Consider the following 26122-nt stretch of genomic DNA (forward strand, 5'->3'; position numbering starts at 1 on the left):
TATTCTCCATTGAGGATGAATAGAGTGCAAGGAGAACCAGCTCGATTTCACTGAATAAAAGGTTAATTGATGCTATATATAACACCCTAAATATTCATAATAAAAAATGATTGGGGAGTGAAGGCATGAGTCGCCGTGTCGCTACGATCACCTTAAACCCTGCTTATGATCTTGTTGGTGCTTGTCCAGCTATTGATGTAGGTGGTGTTAATTTAGTCCGAACTGCTGGACTTAATCCTGCGGGTAAAGGCAATAATGTCGCGAAAGTCTTACGTGATTTAGGTATCGATATTACTGTTAGTGGGTTTATGGGACGTGAAAATCAAGAAGAGTTTCAGCACTTTTTTAGTGAAAATGGTATGGCTAACCGTTTTTATCTCGTATCAGGACGAACACGCATAAATGTAAAGCTAACTGAAGGAAAAGGACAAGTCACCGACTTTAATTTTTCAGGATTTACAGTATCACCGCAAGATTGGCAGCGTTTTGCAACAGATTCGCTTAATTGGCTTGGTCATTTCGATATGGTGGTTGTCAGTGGAAGTTTACCTAATGGTGTTGAACCTGAAGCTTTTACCCAATGGATGATTAAGTTAAGAATATTATGCCCATGCATTATTTTTGACAGCAGTCGTGATGCTTTAGTCGCAGGGTTAAAAGCAGCACCTTGGTTGATAAAACCTAATCATCGTGAATTAGAAGCGTGGGTTGGACATTCATTAACTGAAATGGCAGATATTATTAAAGCTGCTCATCAATTGCGAGATAAAGGCATTGCGCATGTCGTTATTTCACTGGGTGAAAGAGGGGCTTTATGGGTAAATGCATCTGGAGCATGGCTTGCAAAACCACCACATTGTGATGTGATAAGTACCGTTGGTGCTGGGGATTCAATGGTTGCTGGATTAGTCTATGGCTTATTAATGAGCCAAACGAGTGAGCATACATTGCGCCTTGCAACCGCTATTTCTGCGTTATCAGTCAGTCAGCCTGATGTAGGAATAAAAGACAGAAGCCAGCTTGCTGAAATGATGACTAAGATTGAGTTAACGCCTATTAAATAAAGTAATTTGCGGTTTATTGTTATAAAACGAAAATTGTATAAACCGCAAATTGCATAAACCGCAAATCTCATTACTGCTAGTGCTGTTATTAGTATTGTTGTGATTTCAACCAAGCAATTTCGTCAGGCCAAATATCAGGATTAATGGTTTCTAAAATCAACGGAATACCATCAAAACGTTTATCTTGCATAATATAACTAAAAGGCACTTTACCAATATTACCTTCACCTAAACTATGGTGGCGATCTACACGACTGGCTAATTCACTTTTTGCATCATTAAGGTGCATCGCTTTTAGGTATTGAAAGCCGACAATCTTTTCAAATTCAGCGAATGTTTTTTTGCAATCTTCAATTGTTCTTAGATCATAACCTGCGGCGAAAGTGTGGCAAGTATCAATACAAACACCTACGCGAGATTTATCTTCTACGCCATCAATAATGGCGGCTAGATGTTCAAAACGATAACCTAGATTTGTTCCTTGTCCTGCTGTATTTTCAATAACGGCAGTGACATTTTTAGTTTTTTCTAAAGTGATGTTAATTGATTGGGCAATTTTTTGTAGACACTTATCAACATCAATCTTATTTAAATGACTTCCTGGATGGAAATTCAGTAACTCAATACCCAGTTGTTCACAACGCTGCATTTCATCTAAAAATGCATCTCTCGATTTTTCGAGAGCATCTTCTTCAGGGTGACCTAAATTAATGAGATAGCTGTCATGGGGTAAAATTTGAGAGGGGCTATAACTATAAAGTTCGCAGTTCTTTTTAAATTTATCAATAACTTCTGTGGATAATGGTGCAGCTTTCCACTGGCGCTGATTCTTCGTAAAAAGGGCAAACGCAGTCGCTTTTATTTCATGTGCGCGTAATACCGCCTGATCGACGCCACCAGCAGCACTGACATGTGCGCCAACAAATTTCATTATTTCTCTCCTTAGATTTATTTCACACCATGATAACAAACATACAGCGTATAACATCATATTGAGATGATAAAAGCAAAAAAGCGCAACTAAAAATAGTTGCGCAATTGAAAAGTACTTCTCAAGGCGAAATTTTAAGGGGAATTAATTTTTATCGATATTCCTATTAAGACATCAACACAGTTTGAATAAAGATATTAATCATTGCACCACCAAGGGTTAACCAGAAAAATAAGAATAATGCTAACAATAACGGTTTGACGCCCGCTTGTCGGATAGCACTGATATGTGTTGTTAAACCTAATGCCACCATAGCCATTGCTAATAAAATGGTATCGATAGTTACAATATAACTAACAATAGACGCTGGAATTAAATTCAAAGAGTTAAAGCCCGCCATTAAAATAAAGAATACGGCGAACCAAGGAATAGTAATTGGGCTTTTTTCAGTAGCTTGTACGCCATTGTTTGCTTTGCTTTTCTTTTTACTTAAATAAGTTGAAAGAATAATTAAGAACGGTGCTAGCATCATTACGCGGATCATTTTACTAATAACCGCTGCATTTTCAGCATCAGGACTAATTGAGTGCCCGACGGCGACAACTTGAGCCACTTCGTGAATTGTTGAACCTGAGAAAATACCAAAGGTTTCTTCTGTAAATGGTAGCCAGCCTGAAAATGCATTTAAGTGATAGAACCAAGGGTAAAGAAAAATACCAATAGTCCCGAAAATCACAACAGTAGAAACCGCAACAGCGACTTGGCTTGCTTGTGCTTTAACAACAGGCTCTGTCGCCATAACAGCCGCAGCACCACAAATACTACTACCTGCACCAATCAAGATGACAGTTTGTTCATCTAAACCGAAATATTTGCGACCAATCCACATAGCAATAAGAAAAGTCGATATCAGCATAATGGCATCTATAATTAAACCTGTTGCACCTACATCTGCAATTTGCTGAAAAGTCAGTCTAAAACCGTACAAAATAATACCTGTACGTAATAAATAGTGTTTAGCGAATTTGACACCTTCGTCACTATAAGGTTTGGCAACAGGATAAAAGGTATTACCCACAATAATACCGAATAGGATAGCCAGTGTTAATGCACCTAAACCCATGCTAGAAAACCAAGGAATATCACCAATATAAATAGCAAGCGCAGTTAATACACCTGTTAGTAATAAACCAGGAAGCCAGCGATAGACTGGAGTAAAACATTTTTTCGCCAATGTAATAGGTTGACTTTGCTCTGACATAGAAAAACCTTGCTTATATGAATTTTGCATAAGCATATAACAAGTAATCTTATTTATTAAACTCATTATTTTTATAATAATAACCAGTAAAACTAATATAGGTGTATTTTCTTAAATGTACTTGGTATGTTACTGGTTTGTGGATAGTATGTTATTACAATGACAGCTCAAAGGTGGAATGGATATGCGAATTACGTTGCGGCAACTGGAAGTCTTTACTGAAGTTCTCAAGAGTGGTTCTACAACGCAAGCATCACAACAGCTTGCTTTATCTCAATCTGCTGTCAGTGCATCTTTAACTGATCTCGAAAGCCAACTAGGCGTACAGCTTTTTGACAGAGTGGGAAAACGGCTTGTCACAAATGAACATGGGCGATTACTTTATCCCAGAGCATTATCTTTACTTGAACGAGCAACAGAAGTGGAGCAGTTATTCCAAGCTGGAAATGGTGCTTTGCGCATTGCTGCAAGTACAACAATAGGTAATTATATTTTACCTCAAATGTTGGGAAATTTTCATCGTAACTATCCTGATATTCCGCTAGAAATGAGTATTGGAAATACCGAGGAAGTCGTTAAATTAGTGAGCGAATTCCGTGTTGATCTAGGGTTAATTGAAGGTGCTTGTCAAAGCTCTGAACTCATTAGCCAGAAATGGCTTTTAGATGAAATGGTTATTTTTTGCTCGCCCGATCATCCGCTAGCTAAAGCACCAAAAGTGACTTTAACTGATTTACAGTCGGCTCCTTGGATTTTACGAGAAAATGGTTCGGGAACTCGAGATGTACTTAACCATCTTCTATTTGCTTCTTTGCCGGGCTACCGCATTGAAATGGAATTAGGTAACTCAGAAGCAATAAAACACGCCGTAATGTATGAAATGGGGATCAGCTGTTTATCTCGCCGAGTTATTGAAGAGCAGATTAATAATGGCTCATTAAAAGAGATAAAAGTAGAAGGGCTGGCCTTACAACGTACTCTATATCTTGTATATCATCGTCAAAAACATGTCTCTGATGCATTGAAAAAACTTCTGACGTATTGTAATGCTGAACATTTAATCGGCAATTTTTCATAAATTGCTAATAATTGACGCCCGATCATGAAGGTATCTTATAATCCCAGATCCTTGCTATTCACGAACGACAGATTTGCTACAATCCTCGTTAGAAAAGTGAATATAAAAGTGGAATGTTATGTCAGAACAACAAAATAGTACTGCTGATTCGGGCGCAGTACGCACTTTGCGCCGAGAGTTAAAAGCGCGACATTTAGCGATGATCGCTATTGGTGGTTCAATTGGTACAGGGCTTTTTGTCGCATCTGGTGCAACTGTTGCTCAAGCAGGGCCAGGTGGGGCATTACTCTCTTATGCTTTAATTGGATTAATGGTCTATTTTCTAATGACCAGCCTTGGGGAATTAGCCGCATTTATGCCTGTTTCCGGTTCATTCTCAACATACGGTTCTAAGTATGTAGAAGAAGGTTTTGGTTTCGCATTAGGCTGGAACTATTGGTATAACTGGGCAGTTACAATTGCTGTTGACCTTGTTGCTGCACAATTGGTGATGCTCTATTGGTTCCCTGATGTTGATGGTTGGATCTGGAGTGCTCTATTCCTTGGCGTTATTTTCTTACTCAACTATATCTCTGTAAAAGGGTTTGGTGAGGCAGAATATTGGTTCTCCTTAATCAAAGTTTCCACAGTAATTATCTTTATTATTGTGGGTATTGCGATGATCACTGGCATTATGAGAGGTGCCGAAAACGCAGGTTGGCATAATTGGGAAATTGGTGATGCACCTTTTGCGGGGGGATTTGCCGCCATGATTGGTGTTGCCATGATTGTTGGTTTCTCATTCCAAGGCACTGAATTAATTGGTATTGCGGCGGGTGAATCTAAAGATCCAGCTAAAAATATTCCAAAAGCTGTGCGTAAAGTCTTCTGGCGTATCTTATTATTTTATATCTTCGCAATTTTAATTATTAGCTTAATTATCCCTTACACTGATCCTAATTTACTGCGTAATGATGTAGGTGATATTAGCGTTAGTCCATTCACATTAGTCTTTAAAAATGCGGGATTATTATCTGCGGCTGCCATCATGAATGCGGTTATCTTAACCGCGGTACTTTCTGCTGGTAACTCAGGCATGTATGCATCAACGCGTATGCTGTTTACATTAGCAAGAGAAGGCAAAGCACCAAAATGCTTTGGTAAATTGTCTAAAAATGGTGTGCCACGCAATGCGCTTTATGCGACAACGGTTGTTGCTGGTTTATGCTTCTTAAGCTCGATGTACGGAAACCAAACTGTCTACTTGTGGTTATTAAATACCTCGGGAATGACGGGTTTTATTGCATGGTTAGGTATTGCGATTAGCCACTACCGTTTTCGTAAAGGCTATGTTGCACAAGGTCGTGATTTAAATGACTTACCTTATCGCTCAGGCTTCTTCCCAATTGGTCCTATTTTTGCCTTTGTTTTGTGTTTAATTATTACATTAGGCCAAAATTACCAAGCTTTCTTAGAAGATACGATTGACTGGTATGGTGCTATTGCAACTTATATTGGTATCCCATTATTTTTATTAATTTGGTTTACTTATAAGATTGTGAAGAAAACCCGCTTTATTCGTTATAACGAAATGGAATTTCCAACACATATTGCGAATAAAAAATAACCTATAAATCAAGTTATTAAGACGCCCGTTTTGTGATCTCGATCACTATGAAACGGGCGCTTTTTTATTTTTTAACCAGTCAATTATAAAAAATATACAAAAACTCTAATTATATTAGTAATCGCATTGATAATAATTATTATTTGCTTTATTGTTAACGCATAATTTATTTACTGAAAAATAAAATAATGGTGCTATTGGTTGTAAATAATATGCTTAATGTAATGAGTCTGATAATAATTAACCCTTCTAGTGCTCAATACAGCCAACCAACAGCTTATCGCCATATAATAAGTTACATAGCGAATATATTTCACCGTATAATAATTTTGCGACTCATTTCTTCGTTGAATAAATTGTCTCAAATAGATAATTGGCTTTCTGTACATAAGAAACAGTTGATGAGTTGTACGGTATGTTCTTGCCTATTGAATATGTTGGCAGGAGCAGAAAAACGTAGAAAAAAAACTAGGTACAACAATTGATATGAGCATTATGTCAGAGAGATTTGCCACACAAGAGCATGAAAGAGATCCATCAGATAATGTGAAAGTCCATTATCGAAAAATGATGAATAAACGCATGCTATGGTTGGGAGTTATCTTTTTAATTATTTGTGGTTCAGTGGTGTTAGATTTCACCATGGGACCTTCTGGTTTATCGCTTGATAAATTATTAACAACCCTTTTTCAACCTGAGCTTGTTGATGCAGGTTCTCGAGTGATTGTATGGGATATCCGCTTACCTTATGCCCTAATGGCGGTTGTGGTAGGGATGTCGCTAGGATTAGCGGGTGCAGAAATGCAAACTATTCTAAATAACCCGTTAGCAAGTCCATTCACATTAGGTTTATCAAATGCAGCTTCATTTGGTGCTGCATTAGCGATTGTTTTAGGTATTGGTATTCCAGGTATTCCTGACCAATGGTTTATTTCGGCGAATGCGTTTCTCTTTGCATTATTATCAGCTTTATTATTAGACGGAATAACTCGTTGGACTCGAGTTCCTACATCTGGAGTGGTGCTTTTTGGTATTGCCATGGTGTTTACCTTTAATGCATTAGTCTCAATGATGCAATTTATTGCAACAGAAGACACTCTCCAAGGTCTGGTTTTCTGGACTATGGGAAGTCTAACGCGTGCAACATGGGTAAAACTCGGTGTTATGGCGGGTGCTTTTGCTGTCATTATGGTGATTTCATGGATGAGTTCATGGAAGTTAACGGCATTGCGATTAGGTGAAGATAGAGCGATTAGCTTTGGTATTGATGTAAAGCGTTTAAGATTAGGCTCATTACTGCGCATTAGTATTTTAACCGCGCTCGCAGTTGCTTTTGTTGGACCAATTGCTTTTATTGGTTTAGTTGCCCCTCATATTGCTCGCATGATGTTTGGTGAAGACCATCGATTCTATCTGCCAGCAAGCGCATTAATTGGTGCTTTAGTTTTATCATTGGCATCTATTGCTTCTAAAAATTTAATACCGGGTGTCATTATTCCAGTCGGTATTGTGACATCGCTGGTGGGTGTGCCATTTTTCCTCAGTATGATTTTACGTCATAAGGGGAATATCTAATGATGGAAGGATTAAAGATCCGAGATTTTAGTACTGGGTATGCTAAACATCTTATCATTAAGGCACTAGATGTTGAGCCTTTGCCAAAAGGAAAGGTCACCGTATTATTGGGGCCAAACGGTAGCGGAAAATCAACATTATTAAGAGCGTTAGCGGGATTAAATAAATCATCAGGTGTTGTCAGTTTAGATGGCAACGATCTAGCATCGATGAATTTTGCACAACGTGCTCAAAATGTAGTCTATTTGCCACAAACATTACCTGCTGGTGTTCATTTACATGTTTTAGAGTCCATTATTGTGGCGCAGCGTGCTTCAGGTGGATTACATAATGAACATAGTGAAGCTCAGGTAATGCACTTATTACGCCAATTAGGTATTGAGCATTTAGCATTACGTTATTTAGATGAATTATCGGGTGGTCAAAAACAATTAGTGGGGCTTGCTCAATCATTAATTAGACAACCCTCTTTATTATTATTGGACGAGCCATTAAGCGCACTAGATCTTAATTACCAATATCATGTAATGGATTTAGTTGCTAAAGAAACACACCGTAGAAATATTATCACTGTCGTCGTTGTTCACGATATTAATATCGCCTTACGACATGGCGAACATGTATTAATGTTGAAACAAGGACAGTTAATTGCACAAGGCACGCCAGATAAGGTTATCACGGCACAAAGCCTTGCCGATGTTTATGGTGTTCAAGGTCGATTGGAATATTGTTCACAAGGAATACCTCAAATTATTATTGATGGTTTAGTGGATAAAATATAGAGAAGTAAAAAAGAAAGAGAAAAGAAGTAAATATAGGAACGCAGTAAATAGGGATATAAAAATAATATTAAAATAACTAAGGGTAATTAAGTTTATTTATTACCCTAATTTCTGAGCAACTGTCGACATATCCATCTATATAAAACTTAAAGAATATATTCTTGGAGAATCGGGAATGGTAGTGTTAAATAAAAATAAAATCGCGCTTGGCGTTGTTGCTGCTATTGCATCAAGTTTTGTAATGACTGCTTCAGCAGAAAATGTAGAAAAATTGCTTGTAACAACCGCTTCTGGGTTTAAGCAAACCGTTGAAGATGCACCTGCATCGGTTTCTGTTGTCACTCGTGAACAATTAGAAACCAAATCTTACCGTGATGTGACTGACGCATTAAAAGATGTTCCCGGCGTATTAGTAACAGGCGGTGGAAGTAGTTCTGATATTAGTATTCGTGGTATGGATGCAAAATATACCATGATCTTAGTTGATGGTAAGCGTGTTGCGTCGCGTGAAACGCGTCCTAATAGTGATAACTCTGGTATTGAACAAGGTTGGTTACCGCCTTTACCTGCTATTGAACGTATTGAAGTTGTACGTGGCCCAATGTCTTCTTTATATGGTTCAGATGCAATGGGTGGGGTTATCAATATTATTACCCGTAAAGCGCAAAAAGAGTGGAACTTTAGTTTACGTGCAGACAGCACTATCACAGAGCGTAAAGATTCAGGTAACACTAATCAAGGTAGTTTTTATGCGGGTGGTCCATTAATTGATAATGTGTTGGGCTTGAAAATTCAAGGTCAATATTCACATCGTAGCGAAGACAAAATTGTGAATGGCTATAACCGTCAGATCACAGCAACAGGTGGTGGTACTTTAAGTTGGACGCCTGATGAGCAGAACACGATTGATTTTGAGTTTAAAAAAGATAACCAACATCGTGACTCTCGCGTATGGCATTCTAAATCTGGATTACCTAGCCGAGGAAAAGCCCCTGAAAGCAGTTTTACTGATTATGAGCTGACACATTATGCACTTACTCATGATGGTGTTTATGACTTTGGTACGATGAATACGTATGTTCAGCGTGATGAAAGCCGTAATCCATCCCGTAAAATGGATTATGACGACACAACAGTACGTAATCAGACGGTTTTAATGTTCGGTGACCATACCTTAAGTGTTGGTGCCCAATATCGTTATGAAGAATTAAAAGATGAAGGAAATAAACTTAAAGGTAGCAATAAGTTAGACCGCTATAGTTGGGCTCTATTTGCTGAAGATGAATGGGCGATGACCAACGATTTCGCTTTAACGGGCGGTTTGCGTATGGATAAAGATGAAAACTTTGGTACGCACTGGACACCTCGAGTATATGGTGTATGGCATCTTGCTGATGAGTGGACGTTAAAAGGGGGGGTATCTACTGGTTATCGTTCACCTGACTTACGTCAAGCAACAGCATCATGGGGCCAAGGTACTGGTGGTGGTAGTTATGATGCGGTTATTTATGGTAACCCAAGCTTAAAACCTGAAAAATCAGTTACTGAAGAAATCTCGATTATTTGGGATAACCGTGAAAACCTGACAGCAAGTTTAGGTCTTTTCAATACCGACTTTAAAGATAAGATTATGGAAGATCGTCGTTGTGATAGCCGTACAAATAAAGACGGTTCTAAAATGACGGATTTACGTGATTGTACATTAGCAGATGGTGTTGGTAATAATGGGAAGCCTTATGACTTTGTTAGTGATAGAACTAACGTAGATAAAGCCAATATGCGCGGTATTGAAGCCACCTTTAATTGGACAATTTCACCAGAGTGGAATTTAGCGGCTAACTATACCTTTACCGATACTGAACAAAAAAGTGGTGATTTCAAAGGTAAGCCATTAAATAAACAGCCACGCCATATGGCTAATGCGACCTTAAACTGGGAAACGACACCAGAAATGGAAACATGGGCGCGTATTAACTTCCGTGGTAAAACCTCTGATTACTTATCACGCACCTCTATGTCACATGGTACGCCTTCTTATGCATTTGTTGATATTGGTACAAGTTACAGCTTAACCAAACAATTAAATGTGATTGGTGGTGTTTATAACGTGTTAGATCGTCGTATTGACCAAGAACACTTCAATACCACATTAGAAGGTCGTCGTTACAATATTGGTTTGAACTATAACTTCTAATTTTTCCCCCTCAGTTTGTGTCACTAAGACTCCACTTGTGGAGTCTTTTTTTATCATTCTTTGGGTTAAAATAAATACTGGAAAATTTAAATATTGAGGTCTATATTTAGCTCAATAAATCATCTTATCTATCGTTTTCTTCTGACTATCAGAGTGTTATTTCTACTTATTACCAGTCATTTTTTTCTCAATTTATTCTCTTACTTTTTATTTATATAAAACAGGTTATTAAAAAATAGACACTTTTTATTAAAAGACTATTTTTGAGGGATAAAAGAAGCATAAGTTAACAAAATCTTAGCATTAATCTTATTAATGTATTTTAAATGCTTTATTTTGATGATTTGTTGATGATATTAATTTTAATCTAAAGTTTAATTCTTATTTATCAATGTATTGTGTTTTATTTCCTTTCGTTGCAGTAATGGTTATTTGAAATATTTAAAGCTTATGAGTTGTGATAAAAACACAATTATTGTTAATAAAATGTGGCGTTATATGTTGACTTAGTTTGCGAATTGAAAAGATCGTAAAAAAAGGGGGCTTTTTGATGAAAATGTATTGCTATTTAAGTCTGAGACGTGCAAAATGCGCCCACTAAAAATATGACTGATGCGTTTAAAGTGCATCGGTTTTTTTTTGCATTTTTACTTATTACTACACCAAGAGGTCAGATTCATTTGAGTCTGAATAGATAACATAATTTGATTAGCAGCCAGCCCCTTAGAGAAAGGGTTGTCATGATAGAGGAATGCTAATATGGTACAATTATTCTCTTTCGCAGTCGGGCCTAACGGCACTGCGGGCAATGATGACTACGGAGCACGGCGTCTCCTAAACACATACACATCCTTAAAAACTTCATTCTATTCTGTTTATAGGCAGATGCGAAGTCTTCCCAGTAACTGTCGGTTGAGTTTATCTAATACTCAAACCGAAGTTATGGGAGGGTTCGCTAATGTCAGATAACGTCATCTCCTCTATCGGCACTAACCAAACTGGTGCTAACAATCGAGTTCAATTACGTAAAACCTTGACTCTAATGCAGGTAGTCATGATGGGGCTTGCTTTTTTACAGCCTATGACTATTTTCGATACATTTGGTATCGTTTCTGGCATTACGAATGGTCACGTAGCAACCTCGTATGCGATTGCGTTGATTGCAATTTTATTTACAGCTGTAAGTTATGGAAAATTAGTTAAGCGTTTTCCTTCTGCAGGCTCTGCGTATACTTATGCTCAAAAATCCATGAGTCCTTATGTTGGCTTTATGGTGGGTTGGTCATCTTTACTCGACTATTTATTTATGCCAATGATTAATATCTTATTGGCGAAAATCTATTTACAAGCAATATTCCCGGGCGTTGAACCGTGGATCTTTGTATTTGGCTTAGTGGCTTTAATGACGTTCTTTAACCTACGTGGTATTAACGTTGTTGCTAACTTAAATACAGCGATCGTTATTGTACAGGTTGCAGTAATGGTTGTGTTTGTTGGATTACTTATTCACGGTGTTTATAACGGAGAAGGTGCAGGGGAGTTATGGACCTTTAGACCGTTTGCGTCTGTTGATGCTGAAGTCATACCAATGATAACCGGAGCGACAATACTCTGTTTCTCATTCTTAGGTTTTGACGGTATCAGTACATTATCAGAAGAGACACCAAATGCAGGTAAAGTTATCCCTAAAGCGATTTTCTTAACTGCGCTGATTGGTGGGATCATCTTTATTGCCGTTTCTTACTTTTTACAACTGTATTTCCCAGATATTTCACGATTCAAAAACCCAGAAGAGTCACAACCTGAAATAATGCTGTATGTTGCGGGAGCTTTATTCCAGTCTATTATTTTAGTGTTCTCTTGTGTGACTGTATTAGCATCAGGTATGGCGGCTCACGCAGGTGTTGCACGTTTACTTTATGTAATGGGACGTGATGGCGTATTCCCTGAGAAGACATTTGGTTATGTACACCCAAAATGGCGTACACCTGCATTTAACGTGCTATTAGTTGGTTTCTTAGCATTAGGTGCCGTGTTCTTTGATTTAGTGACTGCAACTGCATTAATTAACTTTGGTGCGTTAGTTGCGTTTACTTTCGTGAATCTGTCTGTTATTTCACAGTTCTATATTCGTGAGCGTCGTAATAAAGGATTAATGGATCACATTAATTACCTGATATTGCCTATCATTGGTGCTGCGACAATGGGAGTTTTGTGGATAAACCTTGAACCAGGCTCTATGGAGTTGGGACTTGTTTGGGGCGCAATTGGTATTCTTTATATGGTGTGGATCACTCGTCGATTCCGTCGACCAATGCCACAAATGCCAGAAAAGTAATACTATAAAAATTGTCATAAAAATCAGTGTAGAAATGGCTTCAGTAATGAAGCCATTTTTTTTGCCTACAATAAATTATCAGTATTAAATTAGCTGTATCAAATAGGAAATTGAACAATAAATGATAAATAGGGAGGTACACATTTTCTGATAATAAGAATTACATTGAAAAATAAATAATCGTATCGTTATAAATAAAATATTAAGATATGATTGTTCTAACAGAATTTAATGAAGCTGTTTTTTTCTTGGTGATTATGAAAATCGCACTCTTTCTCTTGAGAAATTTATTAAATTAATACATTTTATATCAAATGGTTATATTGATAAAAACCTGGTCTAAGCTAAGTCAGCATAAGCTAGGTTTTGTTATTTAAATCGTACTATAACTTAAAATGAATAAAGCGAATCTTTAGACTCTTTTAATTTTTGTGCTAATTCAGAAGCTTCATATCGTTCGGTTACTATTTCTATATAAGAGGCATTTTCTGTTGATCCCGCCACTTTAAGCGCTTTATTTAATTCATCTATCGTTGTGACTTTCTCACAATGCCAATCTCTTGCGCCAAAAGCTTTAGGTAATTGATGATAATTCCATTGAGCGAGATCGTTATAATAAGCTTCAGGGTAATCACATAATAATCGTTCAATTAAATAACCATCATTATTTAAAACAAGGATGATCGGTTTTAATCCGAAGCGAACAAATTGACTAATCTCTTGTACGGTTAATTGATGTGAGCCTTCACCTGTAATTAAAATAACTCGTTTGCTAGGTGCTGCAAGTGCAGCACCAAATGATGCTGGTGTAGCCCAACCAATAGAACCCCATAATGTTTGGTTATGGAATTGTGCACCTTCTGGTAATAGGGCAAAACCTAATCCCATTGATGATGTCCCTGTCTCTGCAATAATAATATCATTAGGTTTAAAGAACTTTTCTAAATGAGGATATAGATATTGAGCAGTAATTTTACCATTATCAGCTAACATAGCTTCGCCTAATCCTTTGGCTTTTATCTGATGATAACTTCTTTTCGGTAATCGTTGAGTCAGTGCAGAGAGTACGTCCTCCATATAAATCGATGTGTAGATAACAGAGTCAATCTCAACATATTCGGGCATGATGTTGATAAATTGTTTTGGTTTAATATTGGCAGTGAAACTTCCTGTATTGAAGTCGGTCATCATTGCACCAATTCCTAATATGTACTCACTATTTTCTACAAATTCTCTGACTTCAGGTGTCATTAATTTGCCATCATACATACCAACATATTGGGGATGAGATTCACTCAAAATACTTTTATCCATAAACATAGTGGCATAAGGTAAGCCTGTTTTATCGATAAAAGCTTGGATATTATCTGATAACCCTAAACGTGCGGATAAAATACCTGGTAATACGCAGATATTATTGCTGTGTATAAGCTTTTCAATAATGAGTGATACCACTTTTTCTAGTATTTCTTTATCACTCACTGGTCTTTTCGGGGGGATAACAGGTGAATGTTCTATCACTTGCATAGTGGCATAATCAGAAGGTAGGCCAATATAAACTGGGCGACGTTCTTTTAATGCAGTAGCAATTAAACGTTCCATTTCTGTAATGCAATTTTCAGGTGTTAATATTGCGTGAGCACAAGCAAGGCGCTGGCCTAATTGATAAAAAATATCAAAATCACCATTACCTAATGTGTGATGAACAAGGCGCTTACTTTTTTGTACACCACTTGCTGGCATACCAACTAAATGGAAAATAGGTAGGTTTTCTGCATAAGAGCCAGCAATAGCATTAATTGCACTTAACTCACCAACACCAAATGTTGTCGATAACGCTGCCATACCTTTAATTCGGGCATAACCATCAGCAGCGTAAGCTGCATTTAATTCATTGCAGTTACCAATCCAACGCATATGACTGCTATTACAAATAGTATCTTCTATGGGAAACGCATAATCACCCGCAACACCAAAAACATCACTTATTCCTAAGTCATATAAACGGGTTAACATATATTCAACGACAGTCTTACTCATATTATCTCCAAAAAATCCGAATAATAGTCTATAAAGGTGGATGAATGCTTTTACATTATGCTTAATGTTTTATCGCGAATATTATTTGATATGAAATGGTTTATTATCATTAAGGGCATAACTAAATGTAATAAGGTAAATATTGCTAATGAATATTCGTACATTACGCTATTTTGTTGAGGTTGTTCAATTAAATGGCTTTAGCCGAGCCGCTGATGCGCTATTTATCACTCAACCTGCAATTAGTCGTAGTATTAAAAAATTAGAAGATGAATTGGGTGTTATTTTATTAGTGAGAGAAGTTGATGGCGTTAGATTAACGGATGATGGTGCAATATTGTTTGAACATGCAAAACAGATAATTGCACAATTTAATAATATGAATAAAGCATTACAGGACAAGTCTGGGCCATTAACAGGGACATTAAATGTTGGATTACCTCCTGTAATAGCTTCGACGTATTTTGCTGATATTATTATGGCATTTAGCTCTCGCCATCCTCTAGTTGAACTAAAAATATTTGAATTGGGTACTAAGCAAATGGCTGATGCCATGAGAGAAGGCAGAGTTGAAACTGCCGCTGTCGTATTGCCTTTTAATGAAGATATTTTTGAATTAACACCTTTTTCAGAAGATCACTTAATGCTATTAATGTCACCATCTCATTCTTTAGCTATAAAAAAGGAAATTCATTTCAAAGAGTTGATTAATGAACCTTTTATCTTCTTTTCTGAAGATTTTCGTATTAATGATTTAATTTATAGTGCTTGTGGTATTTACAATACAGTGCCTATTATTGCGGGACGTAGTAACCATCTGGATTTAATTATCGCCATGGTGAAAGCAGGTGTAGGAGTAACACTTTTACCCAACAGTATGTGTAATAAAAATCCTATTGATGATTTGGTTGTTCTTCCTGTAGTGGAACCTACATTGTCATATCAAATAGCACTAGCAAATAATAAAAACGGCTATAAAAGCCGAAGTTGCCAAGCATGGGATCAGTTAGCAAGAGAAAAGCTAACAATAGAATAAATATTAAAATAATACTTATTTATATTCTATTTAAGAAATAAATATCGCAATTATCTTTAAATAATAAAAGTGATTATAAATCAATAAATGTTATTTTTAAAGAAATGAGGATAGCAGTATAAAAGCAGTTATATAAATGATAAGTTTATATTTTGCACATAGTCTTATGAGTAATAATAAAAATGGGCAAATAAAAGATTAATCAGACAAGACAGGAATAGGATAGGTAAAATGAATGAGAGTAATAGTTCTGTAAATCAACATTTTATTCGCAAACTTGAAGGTATCGTTGGTAAAAAACAAGTATTAACACAAGCACATAAAACAGAACGTTATCGCAAAGGTTTTCGTTCAGGGCAAGGTAAGGCGTTGGCTGTTGTCTTTCCCGCTAATCTATTAGAACAGTGGCGAGTTTTTAAAACCTGTGTCGAAGCCGATAAAATTATTATTATGCAAGCGGCGAATACTGGATTAACAGAGGGTTCAACGCCTAATGGCGATGATTATGATAGAGATATCGTGATTATTAGTACATTACGCCAAGATAAAATACAGGTTCTTTCAGAGCATAATCAAGTTATTGCTTTCCCTGGTAGTACGTTATGGCATTTAGAAAAAGTATTAAAGCCATTAGGGCGAGAACCTCATTCTGTTATTGGCTCTTCTTGTATTGGTGCGTCGGTGATAGGAGGAATTTGTAACAACTCGGGCGGCGCTTTAGTTCGCCGCGGGCCTGCTTATACCGAATTATCGCTTTATGCTCGCGTTAATGAAAAAGGTGAAGCTGAATTAGTTAACCATTTAGGTATTGATTTAGGTGAAACACCAGAAGAGATATTAACTAATTTAGATAATCGTCATTATCATGAAAAACAGATACAAACGACAGAAAAACTAGCCTCTGATCATGAATATCATGAGCGTATACGTGATGTCGATGCTAATACACCTTCTCGTTTTAACAATGATGAACGGCGTTTATATGAAGCAGCAGGGAGTGCAGGAAAATTATCGGTATTTGCTGTGAGATTAGATACTTTCCCAGCAGATCATCGCACTCAGGTTTTTTATATTGGTACTAATAATCCGGACGAACTTGAAGATATTCGTCGTCATATTTTAAGCCATTTTAAAAAGTTGCCTGTTGCTGGGGAATATATGCATAGAAGCTATTACAAAATGGCTGAAGTGTATGGAAAAGACACATTTTTGGTGATTGATAAATTAGGTACAGATAAAATGCCAATATTATTTGCCGTAAAAGGGCGAGTAGATGCGGTATTAAATAAAGTGCCTTTCTTACCTAAAAACATGGTGGACAGAACCATGCAGTTTATGAGCAAACTATGGCCAGCTCATTTACCAGAGCGTATGACTGATTTTCGTGACAAATATGAACATCATCTTATGTTAAGAATGGCAGATGATGGAATTGAAGAAGCCGCAACTTATTTAAAAGAATACTTTAAGCTAGCATCAGGTGATTATTTTGAATGTACTGAAGAAGAGGGAAATAAAGCCTTTTTGCATCGTTTTGCTGCCGCAGGTGCTGCTGTGCGTTATCATGCCGTTCATGTTAATGATGTAGAAGATGTGTTGCCATTAGATATTGCATTGCGCCGTAATGACAAAGATTGGTTTGAAAAGCTACCACCTGAAATAGAGAATAAATTACTTTATAAACTCTATTGTGGGCATTTTATGTGTCACGTTATGCATCAAGATTATATTATTAAAAAAGGTGTTGATGCTAAAGCATTAAAAGCAGAAATGCTGGCGTTATTAGATCAGCGTGGAGCTGAATATCCCGCAGAGCATAACGTAGGTCATATGTATTATGCTAAACCTCAATTAAAAGCATTCTATAAGCATAACGATCCAACCAATAGCATGAACCCGGGTATTGGTAAAACCTCAAAACTAAAATATTGGGGAGAAGAGTGTGGCTGTGGACATGCTCATAATGATGCTAATACAGAGAATAAAAAATAATTGTTGTAGATTGTGTTTATTAAATTAAAGAATAAAGGCAGGATAAAACCCGCCTTTTATTTTATCAATTAGCTCGCAATCTCTTGAGCATATAAATAAAGCTCTTGTAGCTGTTTTAATTTTTCCTCGTTATCGGCATGTTCTTCAGCTAATAACTGAATAGTATTAATATATTCGGTTAGTTTTTCTGGCGTTAACATCTCTTTTCTATGCGCCAACCAACGTTGTTGTTCGTCATAATTAAGCGTTGAAGGATAATTTCTTGCTCGATAACGGAAAAACAGAGGTTCCATTCTCGCATCTTCAAATGTTAAGTCTAAAGCGGGTAAATTCTGTGGTTGCGTTGAGCGAATAATCTCCATCGCACTACGATCATTTTCACTGAAAAAACCATTATAAATTTGTGAATCAACATTATCAGAGACTACAAAAGGTGTTTGTTGTGCAAATATTTCCACGACTTTATTGCGTATTTCAGGATGAGAAAACAATAGTGCCTGGTTTTTTAAACAAGTATCAACATCTAAACCAATTCTATCTGCATCTTGCTGTCTTAATGTATTTTGCGGTGCCACAATGGGGCATTTATTAATATGCAGTAATTTAATTGGAACTGGTGGCTCATCGACTGATAATTCACTACGTGGTGTATATAAACGTTCACGCAATTGGTCTGAATCGAGTGTTAATAAAGGCGATATATCTGCGGCTAAGTCGCAAACAATAACTGCATTGCGATTATCAGGATGCCACGCTAATGGTGCAACAAGGCTCAAATTAGAGCGTGCGGCACCAAACATACCTGAAACATGCACAATCGGTGTCATTGCTGGAATATCAATTAGCGCCTGTACTTTGCGTTTATCGCGTAAATTAAAGAAATAATCAAACATGCGCGGTTGAGCTTGTTTTAATTTTTTTGCCATCGCAATGGTGGCATAAACATCAGACATCGCATCATGTGCATTCTCATGAGAAATACCATTTGCTTTGGTTAATAATTCTAAACGGAAGCTTGGAAAACCGTCTTCATTTTCAGGCCAAACAATACCTTCAGGGCGCAGTGCATAACAGGCACGTAAAACATCAAGTAAATCCCAACGTGAATTTCCTTTTTGCCAACTATAAGCATAAGGATCATAAAAATTACGATAAAGGATATTTCGTGTGACTTCATCATCAAATCGAAGGTTGTTATAGCCCATAATACAACTATTAGGTTGGCTAAAAGCTTGATGAATTTGACGAGTAAATTCGGCTTCAATCACCCCATTTTTTGCCGCAACTTGTGGCGTTATTCCTGTGATCATCACGGCTTCTGGGTGAGGCAGATAATCATCATTAGGCTTGCAATAAATAACGAGAGGATCTTCAATAATATTGAAATCCATATCGGTTCTTACACCCGCAAATTGCGCAGGGCGATCAAGTGCTGGGTGCGTGCCAAAGGTTTCGTAGTCATGAACGTAAAATGTGGGCGTTTTCGCTGAATTAGACAAGGTTTCCTACCGTAAATTTATTGATGATTTTTTTTAAATCATTACTCAATGAGTTGTATTGGGTTTAATTAAGACCATGGTAAACCATAATGCGGTAAACGTGAAATGTCAGATCAAAGCGTGCTTATGTAGTGTTTAATATAAGGTGTTGCTGTGAGAATAAGTAGGAGCGTACCACCGCTAATATTGATTACTTTTTTCATAATAACAATATTGATCTTTTGTGATGACAATAAAATAAAGCCACAGCAAGCAATTAGCCAGATACTCATCATGAAAATATGAATAGAAGATAAAGCAAGATAATTACCTAGTGTTGGCGTCGCACCAGCATAACTAGAAACAACCACAAGATATAACATAATTGCTTTAGGATTAAGCACATTAGCAATATAAGCTGTTTTGATAGAGACTTTTTGATGAATAATTGTGGTGTTTTTAGAGGCTTTTAATCCAGAACGTATCAAAGAAATTCCAAGATAAATTAAATACAAGTTACCAAGAATGGTTAATACCATAAAAGCAGAAGGGGACGAAACTAATAATTTTGTTATTCCTAATCCGACCAAAAGCCCGTGAGTAATAATGCCTAATGCGGTACCTATAATCGTGATCAATAACCCTTTTATGCCATAGGTTAAGGTGTTATCTAAAGCAATTGTAAAACTTGCACCCGGTGAGATAATTATAGGTAGTAACGTAATAATAAAACCAAGTATATCCATAGTATTGTCTTAGATAGTTTTAAGCGAATTATGGAGGACACTGTTATTTTAACAAAGGAGATTAAAGAAAAGGGATTATATGATGCCTTTTCGTGCGTTTTACTGTCAGTAATGGCAATAAAGATAAAGGTAGATCTAGAGCACATAACTCGAGTTGTTAACGTTAACTTATGTGCCTTATGTCACATTAAAGCGATATAATTGTTTGTGAACTTAAAAGTTAACGTTAACATTTAAGGGTGAAATGACTTTATAAGGCGCTCAACCAATGAACAAAGACTCAAAAAAATACTATGCGATCTTAAGTGCGCTGTTGTTTTTCTTCTTTTTTACCTGGTCTTCATCCTTTTCATTAGTTTCTATTTGGTTAAATCAGTATGTAGGATTAAAAGCGATAGATACTGGATTGATATTCTCTGCAATTTCTCTGATTGCGTTATGTGCTCAACCTCTATATGGCTTTATTCAAGATAAATTAGGACTAAGAAAGAATTTATTATTAGTGATTGCAGTATTACTTATTCTTTCTGGACCATTTTTTCTAGGTTTCGCATCAATACTTCGCTGGAATATTTTTGTTGGCTCCATTCTAGGAGGTTTATATGTAGGTATGACATTTAATGCGGGGATTGGCGTATTAGAGTCATATACAGAGCGTGTTAGTCGTATTCGTGGTTTTGAATACGGTAGGGCGAGAATGTGGGGATCGCTAGGTTGGGCATCTGCAACATTTATTGCAGGACACAATATAAACATCGATCCTAATTATAATTTTGTGATGGCTTCTGTTTCTGGTGTTGTGTTCTTAATTCTTTTAACACTGTTGAAAACAGATAAATCAGACGCATTTAATCAATTAGAGCATGGTAAAACATCGGCTATTACCATAAAAGACGCACTGAATTTACTTTCGCTGCCTCGTTTTTGGGCGCTTATTTTGTTTGTTATTGGCACCTGTGTTTATGGGGTTTATGACCAACAGTTTCCCGTCTTTTTCTCATCGCAATTTGCAACCTTACAGCAGGGTAATGAGATGTACGGATATCTGAATTCATTGCAGGTATTCTTAGAAGCTGGTGGTATGTTTGTCGCGCCTTTTCTGGTCAATAGAATAGGTGCTAAAAACGGCTTATTACTGGCAAGCAGTGTTATGGCGGCACGTATTATTGGCTCAGGACTAGTCGAAGGGCCAGTCTTGATCTCTTGTATGAAATTATTACATGCTGTTGAGTTACCTATTTTATTAATTTCAATTTTTAAATATAACAGTCAACACTTTGACAAACGTTTATCTTCAACACTCTATTTAGTCGGTTTTCAATGTGTTAGCTCTATTGTTGCTACATTATTATCTCCATTAGCGGGTTATGGTTATGATCATTATGGTTTTGCACCAACCTATATGGTGATGGGATGTATTGTGATAGGGACAACACTTTTCTCAGCAATGTTTTTACGTTCAGATGCTGAAGCATTACTGCCACTTGATGGTTTACAACATGAAGATCAAAACAAAACACAGACTATTTAATCGCTGATTAATTTATCCTTTGTAGTATCGATTTGGGCTACCAGTAAAAATGTGTAGCCATTTTTTTATCATTAATTAAGTGAACATTTACGAGTTAAAGAATGTTGACTATATTTATTAATGCATATCATCCTAATTAATTGTTAATTAAGCAAAATCAATTAAATTTGTAAACTTTGCTTGTTTATTGACACGATTAAGCGATAATCTTAAACAGAACTATTTATCTTAAATATCAATTGTAAAGGTGTAGGAAATGGATAACGCAAACAAGCCGTCTTTCCAAAACGTACTGGAGTTTGTGCGTATGTATCGTCGTAAAAACAAAATCCGTCGTGAGATCACTGACAATGAGAAAAAGATCCGTGATAACCAAAAACGTGTTCTTTTGTTAGACAACTTAAGTGAATACATTAAACCGGGTATGTCGATTGAAGATGTATTGGGTATTATTGCTAATATGCGTAGTGACTATGACGATCGTGTTGACGATTACATTATTAAAAATGCCGATCTGTCTAAAGAGCGCCGTGAATTATCTAAGCAGTTAAAAGCGATGGGTGAAATTAAAAATCTTCCTGATCTAAAAGACTGATTGTTTTACTAAGAATAAGAAATCGAAGGCCTCTGAATTGAATATTCAGGGGCTTTTTTATGTTGGCTTAATAAATACTCAGTTAATTTGCTAATAGTTACCCAAAAAAAGAACCCACTAAAAAGTGGGTTCTCAATTTAGAAGTATTATCAAGATATTCTTAATAACACCTTATTATCAGTTTTGACTTTCAGCTTTAGTCATTTCTGAAGAAGCGTGATTAGTAGAACAATGTCCACCCGCACCTGTGCGGCCTTTCTTATCAAAAGCTGGACGTGTTTCCCATGCTTTGATTTCAATTGCCACAGGTGTTTCATCAGCGGCTGGCGCTTTTGTCATTGGTGAGCTTGCATGTAGTTGGCGTGCAACTGCAACAGGCTCTTGACGAATAACGACTTCAGTTGGTTTGCTTTCTGTTACCGTATCAATTTCCACCGCAGAGATTGCGTTTTCTTCTGGCTGGTCTTCAATAACCGTTTCAATAACAGCTTCAACAACGGTTTCAGCAGTAACTTCTTTATGTTGTTCAACAGTTTCTTCAGTAGCTACTATTACTGCTTCAACAGGCTGAGGCTCAGGCGTTGATATTTCACTCTCTACTGGTGCAACTGTATCTTGTGCAACTTCTTCTGGCGCGATGTTTGTTTCAGCCTGTTGTGAAGTTTCATGCATATAAGCTTCAGTGGTATTTAATACCGCTGAAATGTTCTCTTTACGAGTAACATGCTCTTCTGTGTTCACTTCATTAATGACATCACTGATAACGTTGTTTTCAATAATGTCGTTAGTTTCAACAGGCACAGCTTGTGGCTCTACTGCAATAATTTCAGTAACAGCCTCTGTGGTTGATTCAGTACTAACCGTGACAGAATAAGTTGATTCAGTCGATCCTACCTGTGCAATATCAGCAACAATGGCTTCTGAAACCTCTGGTGCGATAGCGACCATTTGTGGATCTTGATGAGTAATAATGTGGTTTTCAACAGAAACGTCATTGTTGTTTTCAGCATTATTCTCAATAAATGGTGCATCACTTATTGGTGTGATTGGATAGCGAATGAAAACTTTACCTGAAGCAAGTTCAGGAGAAGCCACCGCCATTGCCAGAGGCATTGGTGATACTGTTAAGGTACGCTCATCACGATAGCGACGACGACGTTGACCACTTACACGTAAATGACGAGGTGAACGGCGAGAACGACGTGGCATAACATTATCTTGCCCGTTATTATCTTCGTTTTTATTGTCATCTTGTGATTTAGTTGCATCAGGTAATGCTTTTACAGCTTGTGCTTCATTAGCTTCAACTTTCGCAACAGCGACTGCTTTAGGTGCTGATTTTTCTGTTGGCGCAACTTTAGTTTGTGTTGTTGCAACAGGAGGCTCAGAAACGGCTTTTTCAGTCACAACGGGTACAACAGCCAATGCATTATCATTGTCAATTACGCGTACAGATTGTGCTAATTGACGACGATTACGGCGTTGCATAGCAGGGCGACGAGGTTCTTCTTTCTTCTCATCAGCACTATCTTTTGCAACGGTATCATTTTCAGCAAGAGCCGCTTGTGCTTTAGCCGCTTCTTGTTGCTGTTGACGTTTTTCTTCTTGACGACGACGCTGTTCCGCACGTTGTTCACGACGCTGTTGGCGACGAGCTTCGCGTTCTGCAATCTCTTGCTCACTATTAACTTCAGTTGTTGGCGTTGTTTGTGGTTTTTGATTGCGATTTTTGCGATTGTCTTCGCTATTTGCGTTATCACGATTACGATCGTTATCACGGTCACGGCGATTATTGTTATTACGTCGATTATTGTTATTACGACGATCACGACGATTGTCGTTATTTTCTTTCTTATTTTCCTGTGGTTTTTCTGGTGTTACCACAGGCTCTGGTTCACTACTAAATAAGTTAGAGAAGAATTTTGCGATAGAGGCAAAGAAACCTGTACCTTGAGCTTGTTCTGATTTAACAGGTTTAGCTTGAGGCTGAGGTGCTTTTTTGCTTTTCGTCGCTTCAATCGGCTCTTCTTCTTGCAATCCAAAGGCTGAAATAGCAGGTTGTTCAGGCGCTTTGCGCTCTGTAACAACATCGTCCTCAGCTTCATTTAACTGGCTCTCATGGAATTGCGCTAAGTTGTAGCTCAGAGAGGTAATTTCTTCGCCTTTACGCACACGAATAACAGAGAAATGAGGCGTTTGCATTTGGTCATTAGGAACAATAACCACTTTGACATTAGATTGACGTAATTCAATGTCAGTCACTGCTTTACGTTTTTCGTTAAGCAAATAAGAGGCGATTTGAACAGGTACAATCGCATGTACTTCATGTGTATTTTCTTTAAGTGCTTCTTCTTCGATAAGACGTAACACAGAAAGTGACAGTGATTCGTTATCACGAATAGTACCGGTGCCTAAGCAACGCGGACAAACGTGATGGCTAGATTCACCTAATGAAGGGCTTAAACGTTGACGAGACATCTCTAATAAACCAAAGCGAGAGATGCGTCCAATTTGAATGCGAGCACGATCTTGGCGAACAGCTTCGCGCATTCTGTTTTCAACTTCACGCTGATGGCGCACAGGCGTCATGTCGATAAAGTCGATAACAATTAAACCACCTAAGTCGCGTAAACGTAATTGGCGTGCGATTTCGTCAGCCGCTTCTAAGTTAGTATTGAACGCAGTTTCTTCGATATCACCGCCACGGGTTGAGCGTGAGGAGTTGATATCAATCGCTGTTAATGCTTCAGTTGTATCAATAACTAAAGCGCCACCAGAAGGAAGGCGAACTTCACGCTGAAAAGCAGATTCAATCTGTGATTCAATCTGGTAATGGCTAAATAGAGGTACTGCACCTGTGTAATGGCGAATTTTGCTAGCAAAATCACCACGACCAATCGCTTCAATATGGCTACGCGCCATTTCAACGACTTTTGCGTTATCAATTAAAATTTCGCCAATATCAGGACGTAAGTAGTCGCGGAATGCGCGAACAATTACGTTACTTTCCTGATGAATTAAGAATGGCGCAGGGCGATTCTCAGCCGCTTTCTTAATAGCATCCCAGTGTCTTAAACGATAGCTTAAGTCTTGTTGTAGTGCTTCGGCAGATTTACCAACACCTGCTGTACGTACAATCAGACCCATACCATCTGGGATTTCAAGGCTTGATAAAGCTTCTTTGAGTTCAGTACGGTCTTCACCTTCAATACGGCGAGAAATACCACCCGCACGAGGATTATTTGGCATTAATACCAAATAACTTCCTGCAAGGCTGATAAAAGTGGTTAATGCTGCACCTTTATTACCACGCTCTTCTTTATCAACTTGAACAATAACTTCCTGACCTTCTTTTAAGACATCTTTGATGTTAGGACGACCATGGGAGTGATAATTACTAGGAAAGTATTCGCGGGCTATTTCTTTGATAGGAAGGAAACCGTGGCGTTCCGCACCATAATCAACAAAAGCGGCTTCTAAGCTGGGTTCAATTCTAGTGATTTTACCTTTATAGATATTCGCTTTTTTCTGTTCATGACCGGGGCTTTCGATATCCAGATCGTACAAGCGTTGCCCATCGACAAGGGCAACACGCAACTCTTCCTGCTGAGTTGCGTTAATTAACATTCTTTTCATATTGTGACTTACTCGTTATTTTCACGTTTTATAATGTGCCACTAACATACGTAATTACACTATTGATAACCGATGACCTCGTGTCTTTTACAAATGCGTCAACCTCACGGTTGTCGATTGTATAGAGGTGCAATATGTCGGTGAGTCTGATTTTTAGTTCAAAAATTCAGCACTCTTTAATTGAACACGATGTTTCAACTCAATAAGCGATGTATTTATGGCATACTAAATTGTTTGAT

General features: G+C 37.4%; 18 protein-coding genes. 12 read left to right on the top strand and 6 right to left on the bottom strand.

The window, feature by feature from the left end:
* The first annotated feature begins 125 nt into the window (after positions 1–125).
* Positions 126–1064: a 1-phosphofructokinase gene (fruK, locus tag ACWPWK_RS17165; protein ID WP_109372860.1), complete on the top strand. Its 939-nt coding sequence runs from the start codon at positions 126–128 to the stop codon at positions 1062–1064.
* 88 nt (positions 1065–1152) lie between these two features.
* Here fruK and nfo read toward each other — a convergent pair whose 3' ends face one another.
* Together nfo and ACWPWK_RS17175 are read right to left on the bottom strand one after the other, a co-directional pair.
* Entirely contained in the window at positions 1153–1995 is an 843-nt protein-coding gene (gene nfo, locus ACWPWK_RS17170) for a deoxyribonuclease IV (protein WP_109372861.1), read from the bottom strand.
* A 166-nt stretch (positions 1996–2161) separates the two neighbouring features.
* Entirely contained in the window at positions 2162–3256 is a 1095-nt protein-coding gene (locus ACWPWK_RS17175; protein WP_162558373.1) for a YeiH family protein, read from the bottom strand.
* A 184-nt stretch (positions 3257–3440) separates the two neighbouring features.
* Here ACWPWK_RS17175 and yieE point away from each other — a divergent pair, with 184 nt between their 5' ends.
* From yieE to ACWPWK_RS17210, 7 genes are all read left to right on the top strand, one after another.
* Complete coding sequence (gene yieE, locus ACWPWK_RS17180; protein ID WP_100157915.1) at positions 3441–4334, top strand: DNA-binding transcriptional regulator YeiE; 894 nt, start codon at positions 3441–3443, stop codon at positions 4332–4334.
* Positions 4335–4452: 118 nt separating this feature from the next.
* Positions 4453–5940, top strand: a complete 1488-nt coding sequence (locus ACWPWK_RS17185) for an amino acid permease (protein ID WP_109372863.1) — start codon at positions 4453–4455, stop codon at positions 5938–5940.
* Between the two features lie 567 nt (positions 5941–6507).
* Positions 6508–7515: a FecCD family ABC transporter permease gene (locus tag ACWPWK_RS17190; protein WP_406588782.1), complete on the top strand. Its 1008-nt coding sequence runs from the start codon at positions 6508–6510 to the stop codon at positions 7513–7515.
* The gene (locus ACWPWK_RS17195) at positions 7515–8297 is read left to right on the top strand and encodes an ABC transporter ATP-binding protein (RefSeq protein ID WP_109372865.1); all 783 of its coding nucleotides are present in this window, start codon (positions 7515–7517) and stop codon (positions 8295–8297) included. Before ACWPWK_RS17190 ends, ACWPWK_RS17195 begins: the two co-directional genes overlap by 1 nt.
* A gap of 175 nt (positions 8298–8472) precedes the next feature.
* Positions 8473–10491, top strand: a complete 2019-nt coding sequence (locus ACWPWK_RS17200) for a ligand-gated channel protein (protein WP_109372866.1) — start codon at positions 8473–8475, stop codon at positions 10489–10491.
* A 759-nt stretch (positions 10492–11250) separates the two neighbouring features.
* Positions 11251–11460, top strand: coding sequence for a hypothetical protein (locus tag ACWPWK_RS17205; protein WP_100157911.1), 210 nt, complete (start codon positions 11251–11253; stop codon positions 11458–11460).
* Positions 11450–12829 (top strand): APC family permease, encoded by a 1380-nt coding sequence (locus ACWPWK_RS17210; RefSeq protein ID WP_109372867.1) that lies wholly within the window; start codon positions 11450–11452, stop codon positions 12827–12829. The genes ACWPWK_RS17205 and ACWPWK_RS17210 overlap by 11 nt, the downstream gene beginning before the upstream one ends.
* 390 nt (positions 12830–13219) lie before the next feature.
* On the opposite strand, the gene ACWPWK_RS17215 is transcribed toward ACWPWK_RS17210, so the two are convergent.
* Positions 13220–14869: an alpha-keto acid decarboxylase family protein gene (locus ACWPWK_RS17215; protein ID WP_109372868.1), complete on the bottom strand. Its 1650-nt coding sequence runs from the start codon at positions 14867–14869 to the stop codon at positions 13220–13222.
* Positions 14870–15017: 148 nt separating this feature from the next.
* Between ACWPWK_RS17215 and ACWPWK_RS17220 the strand changes: the two genes are divergently transcribed.
* Positions 15018–15905, top strand: a complete 888-nt coding sequence (locus tag ACWPWK_RS17220; protein WP_109372869.1) for a LysR family transcriptional regulator — start codon at positions 15018–15020, stop codon at positions 15903–15905.
* Between the two features lie 231 nt (positions 15906–16136).
* A complete protein-coding gene (dld, locus tag ACWPWK_RS17225) occupies positions 16137–17897 on the top strand; it encodes a D-lactate dehydrogenase (protein WP_109372870.1) in 1761 nt (586 codons plus the stop codon).
* A 68-nt stretch (positions 17898–17965) separates the two neighbouring features.
* Here dld and sbcB read toward each other — a convergent pair whose 3' ends face one another.
* Together sbcB and ACWPWK_RS17235 are read right to left on the bottom strand one after the other, a co-directional pair.
* Positions 17966–19396: an exodeoxyribonuclease I gene (gene sbcB, locus ACWPWK_RS17230; RefSeq protein WP_109372871.1), complete on the bottom strand. Its 1431-nt coding sequence runs from the start codon at positions 19394–19396 to the stop codon at positions 17966–17968.
* Between the two features lie 113 nt (positions 19397–19509).
* On the bottom strand, positions 19510–20121 hold the full coding sequence (locus ACWPWK_RS17235) for a LysE family translocator (protein WP_109372872.1): 612 nt from the start codon (positions 20119–20121) through the stop codon (positions 19510–19512).
* Between the two features lie 268 nt (positions 20122–20389).
* Between ACWPWK_RS17235 and ACWPWK_RS17240 the strand changes: the two genes are divergently transcribed.
* Positions 20390–21652: an MFS transporter gene (locus ACWPWK_RS17240; protein ID WP_109372873.1), complete on the top strand. Its 1263-nt coding sequence runs from the start codon at positions 20390–20392 to the stop codon at positions 21650–21652.
* 256 nt (positions 21653–21908) lie between these two features.
* Positions 21909–22247, top strand: a complete 339-nt coding sequence (gene tmaR / locus ACWPWK_RS17245; RefSeq protein WP_036937771.1) for a PTS system regulator TmaR — start codon at positions 21909–21911, stop codon at positions 22245–22247.
* Between the two features lie 177 nt (positions 22248–22424).
* Here the strand turns inward: tmaR and rne are convergent, their stop codons facing one another.
* Entirely contained in the window at positions 22425–25883 is a 3459-nt protein-coding gene (gene rne, locus ACWPWK_RS17250; RefSeq protein ID WP_109372874.1) for a ribonuclease E, read from the bottom strand.
* Positions 25884–26122: the final 239 nt, after the last annotated feature.

This window comes from Proteus sp. Marseille-Q3619, from assembly GCF_965283115.1.